Below are 22,293 nucleotides of genomic sequence, written 5' to 3'. Positions count from 1 at the left end.
ACGAAAGCCGTTTATGACACTTAAGCGATGGTTATTGTTAATTACAGCATTCCTCTTGCTGCTTCTAACCGTTTCTTTTATCTATTTCCGTGAAGTTCAGTCGCCTGAGTGGACAGCAATTAATGCGGCGAAGCAACAAGCGACTAAAGCAGCTGATCTTACGGAGATAGAAAAGGTACATCATCATATATGGCAAAAAAACAGTTGGGTCGTTGAAGGCATTAATCAACAGGATGAACATGTATATGTATGGCTGACTGAGAAGCAACAACCAGTTATCATGAAAGCGACGGAAGGCATTTCTGAGAAGTCACTCAAAGAAGATTTCATCAGCAAGAGACCATTGGCAGAAATAAAGAGAATTCAGCCGGGTCTGCTTGATGACAAAACGGTGTGGGAGATCTATTATAATGACGGTGAAAAGCCTGATCATTACCGATATGATTTCTACCGTTTTGATGATGGTGCATTTATTGATTCTTATACGTTACCAGCAAAAACGGGGCCATAAGGCTCCGTTTCCTTTTATTGATGGACGATTCTTGCATAATTTCATGATATACTTTCGTATAGCGGAGTTGATATACGGATTGTTCATAAATTTATTGCAGGAGGGATTTTCATAATGATGAGACCACGTGTGATACCAATCGTGATTACTGCTGCAATTTCCGCTTCCGTTTTGTTCGGAGGCTGGGCTGTATATAATCAAGTGGCTGTAGCAGCTCCATTAGAGAAAGTTACAAAAGGCATTCAAGGTATTGTTTCTTCAGAAAAACCAGTTATGGATCGAAATAAAGTAGCTATTTCTCTTGAATTAACGCCGGATGCGAATCTCCGGGACATCTATGAAAGTATTGCGGCTAACGGAAAAGATGTAGTTGGCGACCGTAAGCTTGAGCTTAATATAGAAGAAAAATCGAATAAGCAGCTTGAAGATCTGTGGTATGCTTCCATGTTTGAAGTTGCAGAGGCGATGGAGCGCAAAACCTACTCTCATATTCCAGATGCGATGAAAGAAGCTGCAAAATCCATGAAAGATGTCACCGTGACGACTGAAATGGATGATACGAATGTGTATATTACGATTAAAAATAATGAAGCGGTGAAATATATCGTCCTGCCACGCACGCCAAACCAATTGGAGGCATGGTAATATGATGAAATATGGTAAAGAAATTGCTATAGGCTTACTTCCTGTAATTATTGCTTTTTTTATATATATTGGACAAAATGTTGTTCCCATCGTATTGCTGGGCATGTTAGGCTTTGCCGTAGTTTATGCAGCACGAGGTAGAGGCAAGCTGACCGCTTTGTCTAGCCAGAAGCGGCGTTCTGAAGAGAAAATGACACCACTCACCTTTGAGGAAATTGGAGGTCAGGAGCGTGCCAAGCAGGAGCTTGTAGAGGCACTTGATTTTCTCGTTCATCAAGAACAAATTGCTAAGCTTGGCATTCGGCCGCTAAAAGGCATCTTGCTGTCAGGCCCGCCAGGAACAGGAAAGACGCTGCTTGCTAAGGCAGCTGCTCAATATACAGATTCGATTTATTTGGCTGCATCCGGCAGTGAGTTTGTTGAAATGTATGTGGGTGTAGGCGCAGGACGTATTCGCGACCTATTCAAAGAGGCGCGTACAAAAGCGAATAAAGCGAAAAAAAGCAGCGCTGTTATTTTTATTGATGAGATTGAAGTCATTGGCGGCAAAAGAGATGGGGGTCAGCAGCGCGAGTATGATCAAACCTTGAATCAGCTTTTAACCGAGATGGATGGTATTTATGCAAATGAATCACCGCGTATTTTGTTAATTGCAGCTACTAACCGTAAGGAAATGCTCGATAGCGCATTGCTCCGTCCAGGCCGATTTGACAGGCACATCGGTGTTGAGCTTCCTGATAAAAAGGGCAGATTGCATATTTTGAACATCCATGCGAAAAATAAACCTATCCGCCCAGGAGTGAACTTAGAACGTATTGCAAGTGAATCTTTTGGTTTCTCCGGTGCGCAGCTGGAGAGCGTCATGAATGAAGCGGCGATTTATGCGATGCGTGAGAGCAGTGAAACCATCGCTGAACAACATTTATCGATGGCTATTGATAAGGTTATGATGGGTGAAAAAACGGATCGTGAGGCATCAAAAGAAGAGCGTGAACGGATTGCGCTTCATGAGCTTGGACATGCAATTATGGCTGAACTGATGCGTCCAGGCAGCGTGTCACAGGTTGCATTGTCTCCGCGCGGTCAAGCGTTAGGTTATGTTCGTCACAATCCGCAGCAGGATCAATATTTGTACACAAAACAGTTCCTTAACGGTCAAATTATGATTGCGCTAGGCGGAGCTGCTGCTGAAGAAATGTTCTATGGTGATCGGAGCACTGGATCAAGAGGTGACTTCGAACAATCGATGAATATAGTCAAAACATTAGTGGAATCGGGATTGACTGATCTTGGCATTATTGATTCTTCGATGATGACAAAAGATGGATGGGCAAGCATCAATCGAACCATTTTGGATGAGCTGATGCTGCAAACAAAAGGTCTGCTTGAGTCGAATAGAGAAGTGTTTATCAAGTCTCTTCAGACGCTTCTGCGTGAGGAAACATTGAGCGGAGATGAGTTTAGAAAGCTCTTTTCTTCCAATACAGCAGCATGAAGCGTTTACAATATTACAATTTGAAGGCGGAGTTGTCGTCCGCCTTCTTTTTTTGATGAAATTCGTTATAATAAGATTGAACTATCTTTGCAGAGAAAACTTCTATTATGTTTTAAGAAGAATTCTCCCCACACTAAAGGAGCTAATACATTGCATATCAAAACGGTTGGAGTTGTAGGAGTAGGCACGATGGGTCAAGGGATCGCGGAAATGCTGGCCTCCAAAGGATTGGATGTTATCATTATCGAGCGTTCGGATGATCGCCTAGATTATGGTAAACAAATGATTGAAGTAAGCTTGGATAAACAAATCGAGAAGTGGGCGCTCACGAATTCCGAGAAGAAGCTGATTATGAATAGAATAGAGGCGACAACAAGCTACGAGAAGTTAGCGGATTGTGAGCTTGTTATTGAAACGATAACTGAAGATTTGGAATTGAAAAAAGCTGTATTTGAAAAGATTGATCAAATTTGCGGTCCAAATGTTATTTTAGCGAGCAATACATCTACTCTAAGCTTAACAGAGCTAGCTAGCTTTACGAAGCAGCCGAGCCGCGTAATCGGCATGCATTTTATTTATCCAGTATTCAAAATTGATCTGGTGGAAATTGTTCGCGGCCTTAAGACATCAGAGGAAACATTTTTGCGTACGAAACATTTTGTGGAAGAGGTTATTCACAAAAAAGGAGTTATGGTATTTGAATCTCCTGGTTTCGTAACTACACGACTCATTTGCTTATTTATAAACGAAGCCTTGCATGTACTCGAGGAAGGGGTCGCGTCGGCTGAGGATATTGACAGCGCAATGCGTATCGGCTACTCCTTCCAGCATGGACCTTTCGAGATGTGTGACCGTTTCGGTCTTGATTCCGTGTTGGCAGCTCTTGAGAGAATGTTCCGCGAGTATGGCGAGCTGAAATATCGTCCTTCGATCGTGCTGAAAAAAATGGTGCGCGCTGGACATCTCGGAGCCAAATCAGGAATCGGCTTCTTCAAATATGATACGGATGGGGATCGGATTTAAATGAAAGTACTCGTAATTAATGCAGGAAGCTCCTCTTTAAAATATCAGCTTTACAACATGCGTGACGAATCAGTTCTGGCAAGCGGACGCGTGGAACGGATCGGAATGGATTCTTCGATTGTTACTCATGAACCAGTTGACAAGCCCGAGGTTCGTAAAGTTAGTGAAATATTGGATCATGTTGCTGCTGTTAAACAGGTTATCAATATGCTTACCAACCCGGAGTTCGGAGCGATCGCTAATCTGAACGAAATCGAAGCTGTTGGCCATCGTATCGTTCATGGCGGCGAGGCATTTAGCAGTTCAGTGCTTGTAACACAAGAGGTTAAGCTTGAGATTCGTCGATTGTTTGATTTGGCGCCGCTTCATAACCCAGCTCATATGATGGGTATTTTGGCGGTAGAAACAAATTTGCCTGATGTACCTCAAGCGGTAGTATTTGATACGGCATTCCATCAAAGCATGCCGAACACATCGTATTTATATCCAATTCCTACTGTGCTATACCGTCGTCACAAGGTTCGCAGATATGGTTTTCATGGAACGTCTCATTCCTATGTGAGCGCTCATGCAGCAGAGTATTTGCAAAAACCATTGGAATCAATCAAAATGATTACTTGCCACATTGGAAACGGTGCAAGCTGTACAGCCATTTTGAATGGCAAGTCCTTTGATACAAGTATGGGAATGACTCCACTTGAAGGTCTTATGATGGGTACCCGGAGTGGAGATATTGATCCAGCGATCGTGCCATTTGTTATGAATAAAGAGGAATTGACTTTAAATGAAGTTAATTCTATGCTGAACAAACATAGCGGTATGTTGGCGATTTCCGGTATTAGCAGCGATATGCGCGAGGTGACAGAGGCGATGCTTGAAGGCGACAAAAACGCAAAGCTTGCTTTTGACATGTATGCTTACCGAGTTAGAAAATATATTGGCGCATATGCCGCGGCGATGAACGGCGTAGATACGATTGTGTTCACTGCTGGAGTAGGTGAAAATTCTGTCGCTCTACGCAAAGCGATATGCGAGGGCATTTCATTCTTGGGTATTGAGCTAGATGAAGAGCGCAATTCAGAGCGTCGCAAAGATATTCGTGAGATTACGACGGACAGCTCACGTATTAAAGTTTTAGTTGTTCCTACGAATGAGGAGCTCCTCATTGCAAGAGACACGTATAACTTAGTTAAGCAAAAGGATACGTCTGCACAGGCGTAGTCGTATAGGAGGCAGCTGGCAGTGAACAACGAGATATGGAAAGCTTACTCGCATGGTATGGCTGCTGCGTTGCAGGAAGGCGGCGTTTATGTATCGGCGATGCTGCTGCGAACTTACCGTCAGCTGGAGTTGTCGGATACAGAAGCGATGCTGCTTCTGCAAATCATGGTCTATATGGAAGCGGACATGAATGATTTCCCGACGCCAGAGCAATTGGCTGAGCGGATGGGCCTGAGTGTTAGAGAAGTTGGACAAACCCTTGGCCGGCTGATGAAAGAAGATTTTCTTACAATTGACGAGTACGTTGACAGTTCTACGGGGATGCAGTCAGAGCGTTATAACTGGACAGGCTGGCTGCTTAAGGCAGCTGCGTTAACCGCGGAGCAGAAGCGTGAATCGCGAAAGGCAGAGCGTCAGCCAGTCAAGCAGCAAGCCGCGCCGTCATCGGACTTATTCAGTGTATTCGAGCAAGAGTTTGGACGCTTATTATCTCCTATAGAATGCGAGACGATTTCAGGTTGGCTTGATCATGATCGATATACAGACGAAATTATTCGTTTTGCTCTAAAAGAAGCCGTTTTTGCGGGCAAGCTTAGCTTGCGTTATATTGATCGGATACTTATCGAGTGGAGCCGCAATCGAGTAACGAATGCAGATGAGGCTCGCGCACATGCGCAAAAATTTCGTGGAGGAAGAGGCTAAGCCATGCGGCTTAGCTCTTTTTTTTATGTAAAAGGGTCACATTATTATATATAGCTAAGGTTTGATCGCGTAGAGTAATCCAACATAAGGGGTAAGCCGGTTGATGACAGTGGAATATCCACGTTTGTTGAACCAGTTCAGATGTTCGGATACAGAGGAAAGATGCCAGTTAGGCGGTATGACAAGCTTTGTTTCTAACTCTTCAGAAAGTATTTTATCATCGTCAACCACGTCCTCATCCATTAACCCCGTAATCACAAGCCGTCCCCCATTTATTAAAACGCGGTCCATTTCTTCTAGTGCCAGAAGCTGTTGTGAACGATTCAAGTGATGCATAGCAAAGCTGCAGCCTATAAAAGAATAACTGGATGGTGCGAGAGGCAGTGCGAGCAAATTGCCTTGTTTTGCATCAATGGCAGGGAGCCTTTCTCTTATGATCGAGAGCATTTCAGTCGATTGCTCGACAACGGTAAGCTTCGTACCGGCCGCAGCTAGCATGCTGGAGAGATTGCCGCTACCTGCTCCTATTTCTAAGCCAAGCTCATCAAACCGCGGATCAAGCCATTCAACGGTTCGCAGCAGTGCCATATTGTATTGCTCCTCCGATAGAATACCGCTAAGTGTAATGATAGGTGCTTTGTATCCGTGCTGAATCGCTATCTCATCGTAATTCCATTGATCGCTCCAAGAGGCTCGCGATAGCCGGTTTTGTTTAATTTCTTCAGCGGCCAGCTCTGCTTGTGTCAATTCAGCTGCTCCTTTTCTGTGCCATGCCGAAATCGTTTCATCAAGCGCTTGCAGCGCTTTTGTTGCTGTGATCCATTGCTCATACAGCAATGCTCGAGCGCCATCCACACTTCGAATAAAAGCGTCCGGCTCATTGATCACGTTTAGAGCATCCTGTATTGCAGATACGGATAAGCCCAATTCTCTTAGCGATATGATCCAGCGGAGCCGAATGATGTCCTCAATGGAATAGTCGCGATACTTGTTCTCTATTGCTTTATATGGATGAATTAGACCTTTTTCTTCATAAAAACGCAGTGTACGCGGCGTGACACCGAGTTGTTTTGCTGCTTCATGCACCTTCAATAGAGCCACCTCCTCTTGCCATTATGAACGTTTACGTTACGTTAAAGTCAATATAGTAGATTCCGTTTTTCATGTTAAATGAGAAATTTAACATGATTGTTAAAGACAACAAATTGTTTCGAGTTTACTCATATAAGCAGATAAATATGGTAAAACATTTAAAAAAAAGTTTATAGTTAGGTTACGATAAAAGTGATTCGATTAAATCTCGCTGAGGCATTAACTACAAGGAGGATATTTATGTCAGATAAACATTTATTTATGTTTGGCGGTGGAGCACCGTTCAATGAAAGCTTAGCAAAAAAATTTGGAGCTCTGGCATCAAAAGGGTTAAGCAAAGTTGTAATCTTATTTATTGAGCAAGAGGGTTGGCAAGAATACATGACGAAATATACCGATCAAATAGGTTTTCATGATGTTGATCAGTTTGTATATTTCGCCTTGGATGCATCACCTTCAAGCGATTTATTAGAACAGCTTCAATCAGCTACAGGAGTGATTATAAGCGGCGGTGATACTGAGCTTTATCGAGATTATATCGTGGAAACAAAGCTCGGCACAATAATAAAAGCATTATACACAGAAGGCGTGCCAGTTGCAGGTTTTTCGGCTGGCGCCTTAATTAGTCCTAATGTATGTGTAATTCCACCCATCGACAACAGAGCGAATGAACACCTTTTTCTCAAAGGTCTTGGATTAATAAATCATTGCGTCATTAGTGCGCATTTCTCAAAATGGGATGAAGAAAAGAACTTATTGGCTGCACTCTCCAAAACCAACTTGTCAACGGGTTATGGGATAGATGATGCTTCTGGCATTTATTTTAAAAACGAACGGATATCAGAGACGGCGGGGCAGATTTATTTTTATTGTTGAAAAGAGTGAGGGTGTTTACAACGAAGGAGGAAGATTGTTATTTCAAACGGTAAATCAATGATAGCAGCAAGCTTTATTCTAGGTGTATCTTATATAGTGGGTTGTATGTTTTTGGAGAAAAACGAAGTGCCTAATAAAGAACAGTCCGACATCACAATAAGCGTGGAAAAACCTTTGCTAACGATAGAAGAGGCAGCAAATTATTTGCATTTATCGGAAAATGAAATTAAACAAATCATTCATACTGAGCAAATTCAGCTGACTACAGCAGGGTCCTTTTCTGGCGTTATGTTCCCCTACATAAAAGTTGGTGAGAAATTTTATATTAGCAAAAATGAGTTAATGGTTTGGATTAATGAAACGTCGAGAGAAAGGCGGGAGTATGCTGCAGGATCAGTTATCCAATAACAGTTGATCGGGAAGGGAAGAGCGAGGATTGCCTATCGTTCAGGAGGAGTTATCATTTTGATGGACATGTTTTTAGGTGGGTTATAAGTTAGCTGGAAAACTCCCGCTAATCAGTACTTTGAAACGTAAAAAATGCTGATTAACGGGAGAAAGTCCTTCTAAAAAATGAAATGATCAAGCTGGAAAATGCTTAAGCTTTACCACGCTGCAGCAATTCCAAACGATATACGTATTCAAAAATAAATTCAAATGCTTCAAGGTGGCGTTTTGCCTCAAATGCGTTTGCTCCCCAAGCGTAAATGCCATGCTTGCGCAGCACGATGCCAGGTATGCTTTTCACGATACGCTCCGTTATTTCCGGTACGATAGAAGGGATATGTGCAAAGTTCGAAACGATTGGAATATCAATGTGTGCTTCCTCGTCCCAAATGTTAAACCCTTTGATCAGCTCAACGCCATCTACCGGCACAGACTTGCGATCCCAGAAATACTCTGAGATTACGCTGTTAAATACGGTATGCACGTGGAAAATAGCGCCAGCCCCAGTTAATTTGTAAATTTCACAATGGATCAGTGTTTCAGCGGATGGCTTTAAGCGTGTTGTTTCGCATGGCTTCCCATCTTGATCAACAAACAAATAATCCTCTGGTGTATGAATCGTTTTGTCCTTACCACTTGCCGTAATAGCAAATTGAAATTCATCGGGGTTATAATCGCCTACACGGATCGATAAATTGCCACTTGTGCCAGGAAACCAGCCGCGTGAAGCGAACAGCTCCTTAACGTCGCGAAGTTCAGATAAAGCGCGTTGTTTGTCTTCTAAAGCAATTTGCTCAAAACTCATTTTGTTGACTTCCTTTCAGCATTCATAGTGTTGATAATATCGTGGAATGTTTCGTATTCGTGATGCGGCAGTCCGAGCTCCTTGCATTTCACCGTAAGGTGGGAGCGGGAATAGACGATATCAGCAAGCTTAGCGCCTTCAAAGTCGGTTACGCTGTCGCCAATAATGATGCGTTCGAATTGCTCTTCAGGGAAGCGACGCATAATGGTTGTTTTACACATGCCGCAGTTGTTGGTGCAATGAGCATCACACGGATTTGGCCACAAAATCTCAATTTGCTCACCGCTGAAATCACTGCCGTTGCAATAAATATGATCTTTTGGTATGTCGAAAGCTTCAAGAATAGGATAAACAAAAAAATCAATGCCGCCGCTAGTTACAAAAAAATCAATCTGCTGCTCTTTGCAATAGTTTAGAAATTCAGCGAAGCCTTCGCGAATGCGTACATTGGAAATACTGAAATCGATAACTTCTTTCTGCATAGAAGCAGGAAGGAGGCGGAACATTTGTCCAACGCCATCCATAATTGAAATCTCTTGCGCAATCGTTCGCTCTGCAATGTTTTCCCAGCCTGCTGGATTAAAATGTTTAATAATTGCGATAATGTTGTCATTAACGGTAATCGTTCCATCAAAATCACAAAACACGATGCGTTTCTTAGTTGTATTCATTTCAGTCATTATTCTTTGATCCCCCATGCTTCAATTGCTGCCAATAGCGCTTCATTGCCCGGTTGCTCAGCGGCATTGCGAAGAGGAACTCCATTTAGTGTAGCAGTAATCGCTTGACGGAATGCTTGTCCGCCAGCTGCAGTTCCCATGGCATGACCATGAATACCCCCGCCAGCGTTTACAACCACGTCGGTACCGAAATCTTTTAGAATCAGAGGCACCAGTCCAGGATGAATGCCCGCCGATGGTACAGGGAAGCTCGTTTTCAGCCCGTGAAGCGGCGCAAGCAAAGCTTCCTTAACCGCTAAATTCTCTTCTTTTGGCATAACAACCGAGCCGTAAGGTGAAGGGAAGAGCACAAGATCGGCACCAGCAAGACGCATTAACTTCCCAAGAAGAAGAGAAGCGCTAATGCCATAATGAGGCGATGGGTACATCGCTCCAGCCATTGCAGGGTGAGCTGCTATAGGGATATTAATGGATTTGTCACTGCTAAGCTCATGAAGCACATCATAGCCATAAGCAAGAACGTTAAATAGAAGTGCGTTGGCGCCTGCGTTAATCGCTTTTCGAGCATTCGCAGCAAGAGCTGAGGTAGGCCCTGTCAAGTTAACGGCATAAAGCAGCTTTTGGCCGGTCTCTGCTTCAGCGCGACGCGCTGCATCCATACAAGCTTCGACACGTTTCTCAAGAGGGGTAAGTGGATTCTCAAATAGGATTTCATCATCCTTGATTAAGTCTACACCGCCAAGCGCTTGCTTATAGAACTGATCTTGAAGATTGGCTAGATCATATCCGACAACCGATTTGAAAATACTCATTAGCAGCGGACGATCATGAACGCCAAGCAAATCGCGAACACCGTTTAGTCCAAACTTAGGACCAGGGAAAGCAGATGCAAAATCTTCGGAAACGTCGAGATCCATAAGCTTGATTTTGCCGTCCATGGACAGCTTGCCGAATACAGTTACTAGCAAAGCAGGGAGGTCTCGGCTGAAGTTGATGTCTGGGTAAGCAATTCGAATGTCGGCATAGCGTTCACCGGGCTCTGCATTTTCTGGCTCATGGACAGTAACGGACAATACTTTTCCAAGATGCTTTTCCATATTCGCCTTTTGCGCTTCAGGAAGCTCAGTCCAGCTGCCGACGGTTAAGCCAACAGCAATCGAAAAAGCCTTTTTATTGAAATCCGCTCGATCATCATAAGAACGATACGTTGCAATACAAACTCCAATCATTCGTTAATGCTCCTCTCGATAGCTTCTCCAAGCTCGCCTGCACGTTCTGCTGAGCGATGGATAGCTTTCTTGATTGTTTCTGAAAAATGATTTTCGGCCATCAGCTCAAGAGCTGCCTGCGTCGTCCCATTTGGCGATGTGACCTTGCGCCGAAGCTCTGCTGGCTCTTCGCCAGTATGACGAACCATTTCCGCTGCACCAAGAACCGTTTGAACGACAAGCTCCTTTGCTGCTGTCTCCGAAAAGCCTAGTTGGATTGCGGTATCGATCATCGACTCCATAAAGTAATAGACATAAGCTGGTCCGCTGCCTGATACGCCTGTGACTGCTTGCTGAAGTGATTCGTCTACGATTGCATTTATGCCAACAGAGCTGAAAATCGCTTCTGTAAGTGCTTTTTGCGAAGTGGTCACAATATCTGAATAACTAATTCCAGTTGCTCCAAGCCCAATTGTGCTGGATGTGTTCGGCATAGCACGTACGACAGACGCCTGACCACCAAGCAGCTGCTCGATTGCTTTGATCGATAACCCGGCAATGACCGATATAATAAGCTGTTTAGAAGAAATGAACGGCTTAATGGATGCGATCGCTTCAGCAGCATCCTTAGGTTTCATGGCTAGAAAAATAATGTCTGCCTCTTTTAAATAAGCTTCATTAGAGGAGCCTTGCACGATGGTTTGTATACCGTATAGCTCATTTAGTTCAGAGAGCCGATCTTTATTTTGTCGATTGAGCATTGAAATCTGATTAGGTGCAATGAGGTTTTTGTTAATTAGACCTCGCGCAATGGCTTCCGCCATCGATCCAGCACCATAGAAGCAAATTTGCTGACTGGCAATTGCAGTTTGTGTAAGCTGTGTCATGAAGTATTCCTCCGTTGTTCCATTGATATTGGACTAAATTTGTCCTGTTAGCCCCGTATTTGTCCAGTTCCATAAACAAGATATTTAGTAGACGTCAATGCAGGCAAACCCATTGGACCGCGTGCATGAAGCTTTTGTGTACTAATGCCGATTTCAGCTCCGAACCCGAATTCAAATCCGTCGGTAAAGCGAGTAGAGGCGTTATGATAAACGGCAGCCGCATCTACATCTTGAATAAATCGCTCAGCGTTCTCAGAGTTTTCAGTCACAATACATTCGGAATGTTTTGTACTGAAACGGCGGATATGTGCAAGCGCGGCGTCAAGATCAGAAACGACGCGGATATTCATAATATAATCATTGTATTCTGTACTATAGTCCTCATCTGTTGCTGGTTTGATGCCTGTGAGAAGGGAAGCTGTTCTTTCGCAGCCGCGGAGCTCAACGCCTGCTTGAACAAAACGATCAGCAAGTGCAGCCAAATGCTGTTCTGCAAAAGCTTCGTGAACGAGCAAGGTTTCCATGGAATTGCAAACCGATGGCCGTTGTACTTTGGCGTTAAAGGCAATCTCGACAGCCATCGTATAGTCAGCGCTGGCATCTATGAAGGTATGGCAAATACCAGCTCCTGTTTCGATGACCGGTACAGTTGCATTTTCTACGACATTTCTAATTAGCGATGCGCCTCCACGAGGAATGACAACATCAAGCAAGCCATTAAGCTTCAGCATTTCGTTAACCGAGGCACGATCTGAATCCTCTATTAACTGAATGGCATCAGCTGGCATTGCCGTATCTGAAAGAGCATTTTTTAATACCTCTACGATTTTACGATTTGACTCGATAGCAGCTGATCCGCCACGAAGCACGACGCAGTTGCCAGTTTTTAAACATAATCCAGCCGCATCGACAGTAACATTGGGACGAGCTTCATAGATCATGCCAATGACGCCGATTGGAACTCTGATCTTATTTACTTTTAGTCCGTTAGGACGATCGAAATGCTCAAGCAGCTCACCAACAGGGTCCGGAAGCTCAACAATTTGTCTAAGTCCCTCAGCAATGGATGCTACACGATCTTTATTTAAGGCAAGGCGATCGAGCATGGAAGGGCTTGTGCCTTGCTCGCGACCTCGTTGCAGGTCAAGCTCATTCGCAGTAATAATTGCGTTAGTCTCGGCGATTAATGCATCAGCCATACGAGATAGAGCAGTATTTTTTTGTTCTGTGGACAAACGATTCATAATGGCAGTTGCATCTTGAGCTAAAGTTGCTTTTGTTCTCACTTCACTGATCATAGCGGAATCCCCCTTATTATTTTAATGTAATCCATTCGTCTCGATGAATAAATTCGATACGGGATACATCGACTCTACGTTTAACTTCTTCAGTAGTAAGGCCAGCCACAGCTTGAATTTGCCATGCTGCATAATTGACAACGCCTCTGCCAATGGTTTGGCCTTGTGGATCAATGACTTCGACGACATCTCCGGAATGGAAATCGCCTTGAATTTCTTTTACGCCGGCAGGGAGGAGGCTTTTGCCGCCTTCCAGCAAGGCTTGAACAGCGCCTTCATCTACAAAAACCTTGCCTAGCGGCATAGAGTGAAAGCCAAGCCATTGCTTCTTCATCGGAAGGCTGTTCAGCTTCGTATCAAAATATGTACCGCGGCCATTGCCTTCCACAGCTAGCTTCAGATCGCCTTCTTGCTGCACCTTACCGATAAAAGCATGTACGCCGCCGCGCATGGCGATGCGTGCTGCTTCGATTTTGGAACGCATGCCGCCTGTTCCGACGGAAGAGCCAGCTCCGCCTGCGAGCTTCATAATATCTTCAGATATTTGATCGACGCGCTCGATCTTGACCGCTTGCGGATTTTTACGAGGGTCCTCTGTGTATAAGCCGTCCATATCGGTAATGATGATCAGCTGTGAAGCTTTCGTCATCGCAGCGACAAGCGCTGATAAGCTGTCGTTATCTCCGAATTTAGGAACAAGCTCGTCGGTTGCCACCGTATCGTTTTCGTTAATAATCGGTATGATGCCAAGCCGCAGAAGCTCTTCGATTGTCATAAGTGCATTTTGAATACGGCGGCGATTGGAGAAATCCGCACGCGTAAGCAAAATTTGTGCAGCTACTATGCCATAACCGTTGAAGGCTTCTTGATAGGCTTGCATAAGCAGCGCTTGCCCTACAGCAGCGGCTGCTTGTTTTTCATGAACGATTTTTGGCTTTGCAGCATAACCGATTTGACGAAAGCCAGCTGCAACAGCACCTGAAGTTACGAGCATCACGCCATTTCCTTTTTTATGCAAGGAAGCGAGCTCTGATGCGAAATATTGAATACGCTCGCGGTTTAGACCGCCTTCTTCCGAGGTAAGCGAGCTGCTGCCAATCTTTACGACTATACGTTCCGTCATCATTAATCCCATCCTATGCTTGTTTGGTGACAACAAAAAAGACTTTCGTCCATAAAGGACGAAAGTCTTTGCTTCCGCGGTACCACCTTTGTTGATAATCCTTAAATAGAATTATCCAGCTTAAGCCTATAACAGAAGGCGCTGTCCGGTTCATAGCCGGCCGCTCGGAGGTAGGTTCAGCAAGCGGCCTTCGGTAAATTCTTGCAGCCCATGGAATTTACTCTCTGATCGCGACCCATCTTGCTTAATTGTCCCGTCATCACGTTTCATGTTCAATTCCTACAAGCATATCACGATCCCATGCTGCTGTAAAGCAAGGTGAATGACGGATATATTCTAAAATAAATTTAGTTTTCCAATCCGTTCAATCGCTTCTTGCAGGCGTTCTTCACTTGTAAGAAGACCAAGCCGAACAAAGCCTTCACCATGGGTACCAAACCCTACGCCGGGAGCAACAACAACATCAGCCTCATAAAGCAGAAGGTCCGCAAACGATTCTGATGTATAGCCTTCAGGTACAGGCAGCCAGCAGAAAAAAGATCCTCCTGGTCGAGCGGCTTTCCAACCAATTTGGTCAAGGGCTGTAAACAGGGCATTGCGACGGCTTTCGTACATTGCTGTAAGTTCGGCGACACATTGCTGTGGCCCCGTCAGTGCAAGTGCGGCTGCTTCCTGAATGCCACCGAATAGGCTGCAATAATAATGATCTTGGATTAAATTGATTAGCTTGACGATTTGAGCATTTCCGATCGCAAAGCCAACACGCCAGCCAGCCATGTTATAGGTTTTGGACAGCGTATAAAACTCAACGCCTACTTCTTTGGCGCCTGGCGTCTGCAAGAAGCTGATCGGTTGATTATCATCGAAGCCAATTGCGCCATAAGCGAAATCACTTGCAACAACGATACCGTGCTTTTTTGCGTATTCCACCGTTTGTGCATAAAATGCCGCATTAGCAACAGCACCTGTTGGATTGTTCGGATAATTCATGAACATTAGCTTTGCACGCTCGGCTATTTCTGGACTAATGGCATTATAATCCGGCAAATAGCTGTTTTGTTCTGTTAACGGCATAAATGACATCTCGGCACCTGCAAGCGCCACCCCAGACCAATAGTCAGGATAACCAGGGTCCGGCACGAGACAGACATCGCCGGGATTAAGCAGGCATTGGCTAATTTCGACAAGGCCAGTTTTTCCTCCAAAGAGGATTGCGACTTCAGTAGTGGGATCTATATCTACGTTATAATCCTCTTTGTACCGCTTCGCCACAGCTTCCTTTAGAAAAGGGTAGCCGCTAAAGGGTGGATATTTATGGTACAAAGGATTAGCTGCAGCTTCCTGTAGCTTCGCAACAATATGGGGAGGAGTCGGTTGATCCGGATTGCCTTGTCCCAAATTGATGACATCGCGTCCTTTGGCCGTTTGAGCATTTGCTTTGGCGACCAGCTTGGCAAAAAATTGCGTCGGAAGTACATTCATCCGTTCCGCAGGTTGAATAAGGTGTTGACCGATTTGTGTTTCCATACCTCACACTCCACATGACAAAATCGCTATCTATTTAGGCAATAGCTTTAATGTAGCATGAATAGCGGGAGATGAGAAGCGGCTGGTTATGCAGTCGGAATGCCTACCCTGTCAATAAAGGGTTTAATATCGGCTTTGAACAGGAATAAAAAAGGTCTGCGCTTCTCATCAAACACGAGCAAGAGAGGAGGCTTTTCCTTACAATAAAAGAGAAAAAGATCATCGGATGAAACAGAAACGTCATTTGCTTTGATGGTAACGGCCTTCTCAAGAGGAACACGATACACATAGCTGCAGCTTGAATCATTTGTCATTTGCGGTGCAAGACCAGTGATGGAACCAACCCATGAAGAAGCCATCTCTTGATATTTGGCGTCATTTGGGATTGTCTTTGTTACTTTACCGGCGGCTACATCGAATACTTGAACTGGCTTAAGCCCTGTTTCTGGGTTGGGAGCGCCGCTAAGTGCTTGATGAGCAGAAGCGAAGTTGGCAAACAGGAAAATCGAGCAGCAAGCAAGAAGCATTGCAGCTATTCGTTTTGGAAGCATAACAGACATTCTCCTTTATGTTCGTAAAGTAGTAAATCCCTCGTTGTTACGTTTCCCATCTTGACACAGAACCATGACAGGGTATCATTAGGTGAAAAAAGGATCAACAGGAGGAACGGCATATGAGTAAACCATTGCGGCTCGCATTGCTGCAAATGCATATAGAAGCAGGAAATCCAGAAGCTAACTTCACTAAGCTGGCGAGCATGCTTGAAGAAGCGGTGAGCCAAACGAATAAACCGGATGTCATTATGTTTCCGGAAATGTGGAACACAGGTTACGCTTTAACTGAAATAAAAACGATTGCAGATCGTGAAGGCGAACGCACTCGTGCTTTTTTATCTGATTTCAGCAAGAAGCACAACGTTCATATTATTGGAGGATCAATCGCGGAACTAAAGGAAGATAAAGTGCTGAATACGATGTATGCCTTCGATCGCTCGGGCAATGTTGTATCCGATTATTCAAAAATTCATTTATTCCGTCTTATGGATGAAGAAAAATATTTGGCTGCAGGAGATAAGCTTGGCAAGCTTGAGATAGAAGGGACAAAAGCAGGTATGATGATTTGTTATGACATCCGCTTCCCTGAGCTAGCTCGCAAGCTTGCGCTGGATGGAGCCAAATTGCTATTCGTTCCAGCAGAATGGCCGCATCCAAGACTTCATCATTGGCGTACTTTGCTTACTGCACGTGCAATTGAAAACCAAATGTTCGTGATCGCGTGCAACCGTATGGGCTCGAGCGGTGACACTAATTTCTTTGGTCACTCGCTCGTGCTTGATCCTTGGGGAGAGACGATAGCGGAAGCTGGCGAAGAGGAAACGATTATATACGCAGACATCGATTTGGATTTAGTTGATGCTGTACGTACAAAAATTCCTGTTTTTGAAGATCGCAGACCTTCTATTTATGAAGCTTAATTACCGATAACTGCTAATAGTCATATTGAGTGTACGGATAAATGCTTCAGCAGCTTTGGATAAATATCTGCCTTTGCGGCTCGCCACGACTAAAGTTCTTGTAGGCTTGGACGACAAGGGAAGGTAAACAGGCATAAAATCAGAGCCTTTGACTCGCGTCAGCATTTGCGGGACAAAGGCTATTCCCATTCCGCCTGCCACTAAGGATTGAATGGTTTCCATATTGCTGCTCTCGAATACGATTTGCGGAGTGAAACCTGATTGCTCACACAGTTCAACTGTAATTTGCCGAAAGCCTTGTCCGCGCTTAAGTCCAATAAACGGCTCTTTATCTAGTTCGGAAATCGAGATTGAGCCTTCTCTTAGTGCAAGAGGGTGCTGTGGAGGGACGGCTAAGCAGATTTCTTCCTCCAAGAATGGTTCCCATGCGAGAGAGTTGTCAATGAGCGGCAGCGAGAGCAGACTTAAATCGGTACCGCCGCTCGCAGTAAGCTGCTCAAGCTTTGCAGTTGTTTCTTCAACTAGAACGACTTCAATCTGCGGATATTGTTCACCGAATACCGGCAAAACAAGCGGCAGTATATGTGAGCCAGTTAGCGGCAATGTACCGACAACAAGTCGTCCGCGCCGCATTTGCGCCATATCGTCCATTTCCTGCTTTAACTGCTCAACAGCGTCAAGAATTGCTTGTGATTTATGAACGAATACTTGTCCAGCTTGCGTTAGTTCTACAGAATTTGTTGTTCGCCGGAATAGAAGTACGCCGATTTCTTGCTCAAGCTTGGAGAGCTGCTGACTTAGCGAGGGCTGAGCGATATGAAGCTTTTCCGCTGCTCTTGAGAAGTTTTTCTCTGAGGCGATTTGAATAACATAATTTAATTGTCTCAATTCCATATAAATTTTCCTTTCAATTGTTTATTATGTAAGGAATCTACTATTATAGTTATTACCTATAGACGTTATAGATATTATATCTTGGATCAATGAAGAAAGAAATGTTATAGTAGTTTCAGTTAAGAAAAGCAGAAGATTCAATGAAACGGTGGGGTGAACATAATGACGAAAAAGACAATGTTTGAAAAGATCTGGGATAATCACGTCATTAATCAAGAAGAAGGCAAGCCAAGCGTCATTTATATCGATTTGCAGCTTGTACACGAAGTAACATCTCCGCAAGCGTTTGAAGGCTTGCGTCTATCAGGCCGCAAAGTGCGTCGTCCTGATCTTACTTTCGCAACGATGGATCACAACGTACCAACGAAAGATCGCTTCAACATTACAGATCCAATTTCCAAACAACAAATTGACACGCTTACACAAAACTGTAAAGACTTCGGCGTAACGTTGTTTGATCTTGACAGCATTGACCAAGGTGTTGTTCACGTAATGGGTCCTGAGCTGGGTCTAACGCATCCAGGTAAAACAATCGTTTGTGGAGACAGCCACACATCTACTCACGGTGCTTTCGGCGCATTGGCGTTCGGCATTGGTACAAGTGAGGTTGAGCACGTTATGGCTACTCAATGCTTGCAGCAATCGAAAGCAAAAACGCTTGAGGTTCGCTTTAACGGCACTCGCAAGCCAGGCGTAACAGCAAAGGATTTGATTCTTGGCGTTATTGCTCAGTACGGAACAGATTTCGCAACTGGTTATGTTATTGAGTTTACTGGCGAAGCCATCACAAGCTTGACTATGGAAGAGCGGATGACAGTTTGTAATATGTCAATCGAAGCAGGCGCACGCGCTGGTCTCATCGCTCCAGATGAAACAACATTCAACTATCTTCGCGGCCGTCAATATGCGCCAGCTAACTACGAGGAAGCAGTTGAAGCTTGGAAACAACTTACTACGGATGAAGGTGCAGAGTATGACACAGTCGTTCACTTCGACGTTGACGCTCTAATCCCGCAAGTGACTTGGGGAACTAGCCCAGGCATGGGTACCAACATTACAGCTAAAGTTCCTTTTCCTGCTGATCTTCCAACGGAGAACGAGCGTAAAGCTGCTGAAGCAGCACTTGAATATATGGATCTTAAGCCTGGAACACCTATGAACGAAATCGCAATTGATTATGTATTCATCGGTTCATGTACAAATGGCCGTATCGAAGATTTGCGCGCTGCTGCTGAAATCGCTAGAGGCTACAAAGTTAGCGATCGTGTAACGGCTATCGTCGTACCAGGTTCAGGCCGCGTAAAAATTCAAGCCGAAAAAGAAGGCTTGGACAAAATTTTCACAGAAGCGGGCTTTGAATGGCGTGATGCTGGCTGCTCGATGTGTCTTGCAATGAACCCTGACGTATTGAAACCGGGCGAGCGTTGTGCATCAACATCTAACCGTAACTTCGAGGGACGTCAAGGCCGCGGCGGACGCACGCATCTTGTATCGCCTGCGATGGCAGTTGCAGCAGCAGTAAAAGGTCATTTCACTGATGTACGCGATTGGGAAATTAAATCCGTAGTGTAGAACGAATTGAACGCGAGAGGGGTATATAAGATATGGAACCGTTTAAACAACTTACAGGCATCGTAGCCCCGGTCGACCGGGTCAATGTCGACACTGATGCAATTATACCGAAACAATTTTTGAAGCGTATTGAGCGCAGCGGTTTTGGTCAATTTCTTTTCTTCGAATGGCGTTTTCACGAAAATGGTGAAGTGAACGTTGATTTCGAACCAAACAAGCCGCGTTACGAGGGCGCATCTGTACTCGTATCCCGCGCTAACTTTGGCTGCGGCTCATCACGTGAGCATGCTCCTTGGGCTATTCTTGATTATGGATACAAAGTTATTATCGCTCCGTCTTATGCGGATATTTTCTATAACAACTGTTTCAAAAACGGTATTTTGCCTATCAAGCTTAGCGAAGAGCAAGTGGAAGATCTATTTAAGCGTACAGCGAAGCATGACGGCTACAAGCTTACTGTTGATTTGGAAAACAAACAGCTTTCGGATGAATATGGTCTAACGATCGCATTTGATCTCGATGAGCACCGTCGTCAATTTTTGCTGCAAGGTCTTGACGATATCGGTTTGACTCTTCAACATGAAGACAAAATTACAGCTTATGAGCAAAAACATATTGCTCGTCTTGTGTAATTAAAACGAAATGAAGAGGACGAATCAGCCACTCCGGATGATTCGTCCTCTTTTTTCCTTTAAACGCAACTTTTTCTGACAAGCTGCGTCTATATTTGCGTCTGTTAAAGTCGAATGCACTCATTCGATGCGGGCAATTTCAGTCATCGAGGTGGGAAATGAAAAGATTTGTATCCGTATTAATGTTTATGTCGATTTTTTTCACGATGTTCTCCGCAGTAGGACAAGCTGCAGAGGTCGTACCCAAGCTTTTCTTGAATGGTCAGCAATTGAAATCTGATGTTAATCCGCAAATTATTAATAATGCAACCGTTGTACCTGTGCGGACGGTATCAGAAGGATTAGGCTACCTGATTGATTGGGATAACACGACCAAAACAGCGACAGTAACACATGCCAATAATGTCATAAAGCTAAAGCTGAATGACAATATGGCAGTAGTCAATGACAAAAAGGTTAAAATGGACACGTCAGTTTCTATCATTAAAGGCTACACTTTAGTTCCACTTCGCTTTATTGGTGAACAGTTTGGATTGGATTTTGAATGGAAAGCTGTTGAGAAAGAAGTACATATGTACGAGCAGAACAAAGAACCAACAGATCCGACAGAACCAATTGATCCAGACCCGAATCTTCCTGTGGAAGCAGCAGGCCAGATAACAGACATTTATTACTCTGGCGGAAGCAGCATGACCCTTAATTATGAAGGCACAGTTAAGGCCAACAAACCAATGCTGCTCGAGAATCCAAAGCGCATTGTGTTCGATTTTCCGAATGCTAACTATTCATCGAACCTATCTTCACAGTTTTTGAATGGACAAGTTGAGGTTAATGTAACAGACAGCACTTATTTGCAAGGTTATCGTTATTCCTTATTTTCGAACACGCCAGCTACCGCTCGCTTAGTCATTCTTATTGGCGATAATACCGGGTATGTGATGACTGAGGAAGCAGGAAAAATTCAGTTTAGCTTAATGTCTGCTGCAGACGTTCCTGGTACTCCGCCTATTACAGATCCAGTAACTCCTCCATCATCCAAAGTATACAACGTTGTTCTTGATGCGGGACATGGCGGCTCAGATCCGGGTGCAGCGAGTGTATTGAAGAAACCGGAGAAAGAATTTACGCTTAGTATCGCACTTAAGATGAAGGCGTTGCTTGACAAAGAAAGCAAAATTAAAGTTCATTTAACTAGAACGGGGGATACTTACCCGACTTTAGATGATCGCGTCAAGTTTGCAGAAAGCATAAAAGCTGATTTATTTATGTCTATTCATGCCAATAGTGGTGTCAGCTCTGCAACAGGAACTGAAACCTACTATTATCGTGATAACAGCAAAGCGTTTGCTAGTGTTATTCACAAGCATCTAATTGCAGCAACCGGTCTTAAAGACCGCGGTGTCAAGAAAGAAGCTTATAAAGTGATCAAACAAACAACGATGCCAGCCGTACTAATCGAAGCAGGCTTCCTATCCAACGCAAACGATGCAAAACTGTTATTTGATGATGCGGCACAAAACAAAATAGCTGCTGAACTGGTTGCAGGCATCAAAGAGTACTTAAATGTTAAATAGAAAGCAGGTGTTCAGTGTTATGAAAACTTTCAAAGCACGCGGGCTGCTTGCTGTCATTATATTATCCGCTGCGCTTGCAGGATGCGGAGTTCAGGATAAGCAGGGAAATCAACCAGGCAGCACGGTATCGCCTACAATTTCACCATCGCCTTCACCTGAGCCAACTCCCGTATTAAACGAACTAGATGCTATTATTTATTTAACCGATGCTGAGCTAACTGAAACAGTAGAGCATCCAGTCAAGCTAACCTATGAAACGGATATTGATCTGGTCAAAGCAGCAATTGCTGAACTGCAAAAAGATGCTGACGAGAATAAATTATCTTTATGGAAACGAATTGAGGTTAAATCCGTACAACTATCAGACGGGCTTGTTACACTGGATATTCATTTGCCTGATGAAGCGCGGCTTGGCGCGCCAGGCGAGACGTTTGTCATTCAGACGCTTCAAAAAACATTGTTTCAATTCGATGCTGTAAAATCAATCGATCTGCTTGTCGATGGACAAAAGGTTGAAACGCTAATGGGTCATGTCGAGCTCGAATATCCAATGAACAAGCAATAAGCAAAAATTATGAATGGCTTCGTTCCATCCTAGCAATAGGTT

At 44.2% G+C, this 22,293-nt stretch carries 23 protein-coding genes; 13 read left to right on the top strand and 10 right to left on the bottom strand.

Annotated elements, in window-relative coordinates; translation table 11 throughout:
* Positions 1 to 13 precede the first annotated feature (13 nt).
* From MHH56_RS17670 to MHH56_RS17645, 6 genes are all read left to right on the top strand, one after another.
* On the top strand, positions 14 to 511 hold the full coding sequence (locus tag MHH56_RS17670) for a DUF5590 domain-containing protein (RefSeq protein ID WP_339202853.1): 498 nt from the start codon (positions 14 to 16) through the stop codon (positions 509 to 511).
* A gap of 114 nt (positions 512 to 625) precedes the next feature.
* Positions 626 to 1,156, top strand: coding sequence for a hypothetical protein (locus tag MHH56_RS17665; RefSeq protein WP_339202852.1), 531 nt, complete (start codon positions 626 to 628; stop codon positions 1,154 to 1,156).
* A 1-nt stretch (position 1,157) separates the two neighbouring features.
* Positions 1,158 to 2,651, top strand: a complete 1,494-nt coding sequence (locus tag MHH56_RS17660) for an AAA family ATPase (protein WP_339202850.1) — start codon at positions 1,158 to 1,160, stop codon at positions 2,649 to 2,651.
* 87 nt (positions 2,652 to 2,738) lie between these two features.
* Positions 2,739 to 3,674 (top strand): 3-hydroxyacyl-CoA dehydrogenase NAD-binding domain-containing protein, encoded by a 936-nt coding sequence (locus MHH56_RS17655; protein WP_339202848.1) that lies wholly within the window; start codon positions 2,739 to 2,741, stop codon positions 3,672 to 3,674.
* Positions 3,675 to 4,895 (top strand): acetate kinase, encoded by a 1,221-nt coding sequence (locus tag MHH56_RS17650; protein WP_339202846.1) that lies wholly within the window; start codon positions 3,675 to 3,677, stop codon positions 4,893 to 4,895.
* A gap of 21 nt (positions 4,896 to 4,916) precedes the next feature.
* Complete coding sequence (locus MHH56_RS17645; RefSeq protein WP_339202845.1) at positions 4,917 to 5,597, top strand: DnaD domain protein; 681 nt, start codon at positions 4,917 to 4,919, stop codon at positions 5,595 to 5,597.
* A gap of 54 nt (positions 5,598 to 5,651) precedes the next feature.
* Here MHH56_RS17645 and MHH56_RS17640 read toward each other — a convergent pair whose 3' ends face one another.
* The gene (locus MHH56_RS17640) at positions 5,652 to 6,683 is read right to left on the bottom strand and encodes a MerR family transcriptional regulator (protein WP_339209640.1); all 1,032 of its coding nucleotides are present in this window, start codon (positions 6,681 to 6,683) and stop codon (positions 5,652 to 5,654) included.
* 246 nt (positions 6,684 to 6,929) lie between these two features.
* On the opposite strand from MHH56_RS17640, the gene MHH56_RS17635 reads away from it, so the two are divergent.
* Positions 6,930 to 7,565, top strand: coding sequence for a Type 1 glutamine amidotransferase-like domain-containing protein (locus MHH56_RS17635; protein ID WP_339202843.1), 636 nt, complete (start codon positions 6,930 to 6,932; stop codon positions 7,563 to 7,565).
* Positions 7,566 to 7,622: 57 nt separating this feature from the next.
* Positions 7,623 to 7,973 (top strand): helix-turn-helix domain-containing protein, encoded by a 351-nt coding sequence (locus MHH56_RS17630; RefSeq protein ID WP_339202842.1) that lies wholly within the window; start codon positions 7,623 to 7,625, stop codon positions 7,971 to 7,973.
* Between the two features lie 190 nt (positions 7,974 to 8,163).
* Here MHH56_RS17630 and mtnB read toward each other — a convergent pair whose 3' ends face one another.
* The 8 genes from mtnB to MHH56_RS17590 all read right to left on the bottom strand — a co-directional run bounded on the left by mtnB (position 8,164) and on the right by MHH56_RS17590 (position 16,091).
* The gene (gene mtnB / locus MHH56_RS17625) at positions 8,164 to 8,817 is read right to left on the bottom strand and encodes a methylthioribulose 1-phosphate dehydratase (protein ID WP_339202841.1); all 654 of its coding nucleotides are present in this window, start codon (positions 8,815 to 8,817) and stop codon (positions 8,164 to 8,166) included.
* Positions 8,814 to 9,488, bottom strand: coding sequence for a 2-hydroxy-3-keto-5-methylthiopentenyl-1-phosphate phosphatase (locus MHH56_RS17620; RefSeq protein ID WP_339209639.1), 675 nt, complete (start codon positions 9,486 to 9,488; stop codon positions 8,814 to 8,816). Before MHH56_RS17620 ends, mtnB begins: the two co-directional genes overlap by 4 nt.
* 8 nt (positions 9,489 to 9,496) lie before the next feature.
* Positions 9,497 to 10,726, bottom strand: coding sequence for a 2,3-diketo-5-methylthiopentyl-1-phosphate enolase (locus MHH56_RS17615; RefSeq protein ID WP_339202839.1), 1,230 nt, complete (start codon positions 10,724 to 10,726; stop codon positions 9,497 to 9,499).
* Complete coding sequence (gene proC / locus MHH56_RS17610; protein ID WP_339202838.1) at positions 10,723 to 11,592, bottom strand: pyrroline-5-carboxylate reductase; 870 nt, start codon at positions 11,590 to 11,592, stop codon at positions 10,723 to 10,725. The genes MHH56_RS17615 and proC overlap by 4 nt, the downstream gene beginning before the upstream one ends.
* A gap of 47 nt (positions 11,593 to 11,639) precedes the next feature.
* Entirely contained in the window at positions 11,640 to 12,890 is a 1,251-nt protein-coding gene (locus tag MHH56_RS17605; RefSeq protein WP_339202837.1) for a glutamate-5-semialdehyde dehydrogenase, read from the bottom strand.
* Between the two features lie 16 nt (positions 12,891 to 12,906).
* The gene (proB, locus tag MHH56_RS17600) at positions 12,907 to 14,013 is read right to left on the bottom strand and encodes a glutamate 5-kinase (protein WP_339209638.1); all 1,107 of its coding nucleotides are present in this window, start codon (positions 14,011 to 14,013) and stop codon (positions 12,907 to 12,909) included.
* Between the two features lie 336 nt (positions 14,014 to 14,349).
* On the bottom strand, positions 14,350 to 15,540 hold the full coding sequence (locus MHH56_RS17595) for a pyridoxal phosphate-dependent aminotransferase (RefSeq protein WP_339202836.1): 1,191 nt from the start codon (positions 15,538 to 15,540) through the stop codon (positions 14,350 to 14,352).
* Between the two features lie 86 nt (positions 15,541 to 15,626).
* Positions 15,627 to 16,091 (bottom strand): hypothetical protein, encoded by a 465-nt coding sequence (locus tag MHH56_RS17590; protein ID WP_339202835.1) that lies wholly within the window; start codon positions 16,089 to 16,091, stop codon positions 15,627 to 15,629.
* A 122-nt stretch (positions 16,092 to 16,213) separates the two neighbouring features.
* Between MHH56_RS17590 and MHH56_RS17585 the strand changes: the two genes are divergently transcribed.
* On the top strand, positions 16,214 to 17,014 hold the full coding sequence (locus MHH56_RS17585; protein WP_339202834.1) for a carbon-nitrogen family hydrolase: 801 nt from the start codon (positions 16,214 to 16,216) through the stop codon (positions 17,012 to 17,014).
* Here MHH56_RS17585 and MHH56_RS17580 read toward each other — a convergent pair whose 3' ends face one another.
* A complete protein-coding gene (locus MHH56_RS17580; RefSeq protein WP_076265724.1) occupies positions 17,015 to 17,908 on the bottom strand; it encodes a LysR family transcriptional regulator in 894 nt (297 codons plus the stop codon).
* Between the two features lie 162 nt (positions 17,909 to 18,070).
* On the opposite strand from MHH56_RS17580, the gene leuC reads away from it, so the two are divergent.
* From leuC to MHH56_RS17560, 4 genes are all read left to right on the top strand, one after another.
* Entirely contained in the window at positions 18,071 to 19,480 is a 1,410-nt protein-coding gene (gene leuC / locus MHH56_RS17575) for a 3-isopropylmalate dehydratase large subunit (protein ID WP_339202832.1), read from the top strand.
* Between the two features lie 32 nt (positions 19,481 to 19,512).
* Positions 19,513 to 20,112: a 3-isopropylmalate dehydratase small subunit gene (gene leuD, locus MHH56_RS17570; RefSeq protein WP_339202830.1), complete on the top strand. Its 600-nt coding sequence runs from the start codon at positions 19,513 to 19,515 to the stop codon at positions 20,110 to 20,112.
* 188 nt (positions 20,113 to 20,300) lie between these two features.
* On the top strand, positions 20,301 to 21,686 hold the full coding sequence (locus MHH56_RS17565) for an N-acetylmuramoyl-L-alanine amidase (protein ID WP_339202828.1): 1,386 nt from the start codon (positions 20,301 to 20,303) through the stop codon (positions 21,684 to 21,686).
* A gap of 19 nt (positions 21,687 to 21,705) precedes the next feature.
* Complete coding sequence (locus MHH56_RS17560; protein WP_339202827.1) at positions 21,706 to 22,251, top strand: GerMN domain-containing protein; 546 nt, start codon at positions 21,706 to 21,708, stop codon at positions 22,249 to 22,251.
* The last annotated feature ends 42 nt before the right edge of the window (positions 22,252 to 22,293 follow it).

It is taken from the genome of Paenibacillus sp. FSL K6-3182 (genome assembly GCF_037976325.1).
Lineage (GTDB): Bacteria > Bacillota > Bacilli > Paenibacillales > Paenibacillaceae > Pristimantibacillus.
Note: the sequence above shows the minus strand (reverse complement) of the source record. Positions and strands in the feature narration are given on the sequence as shown.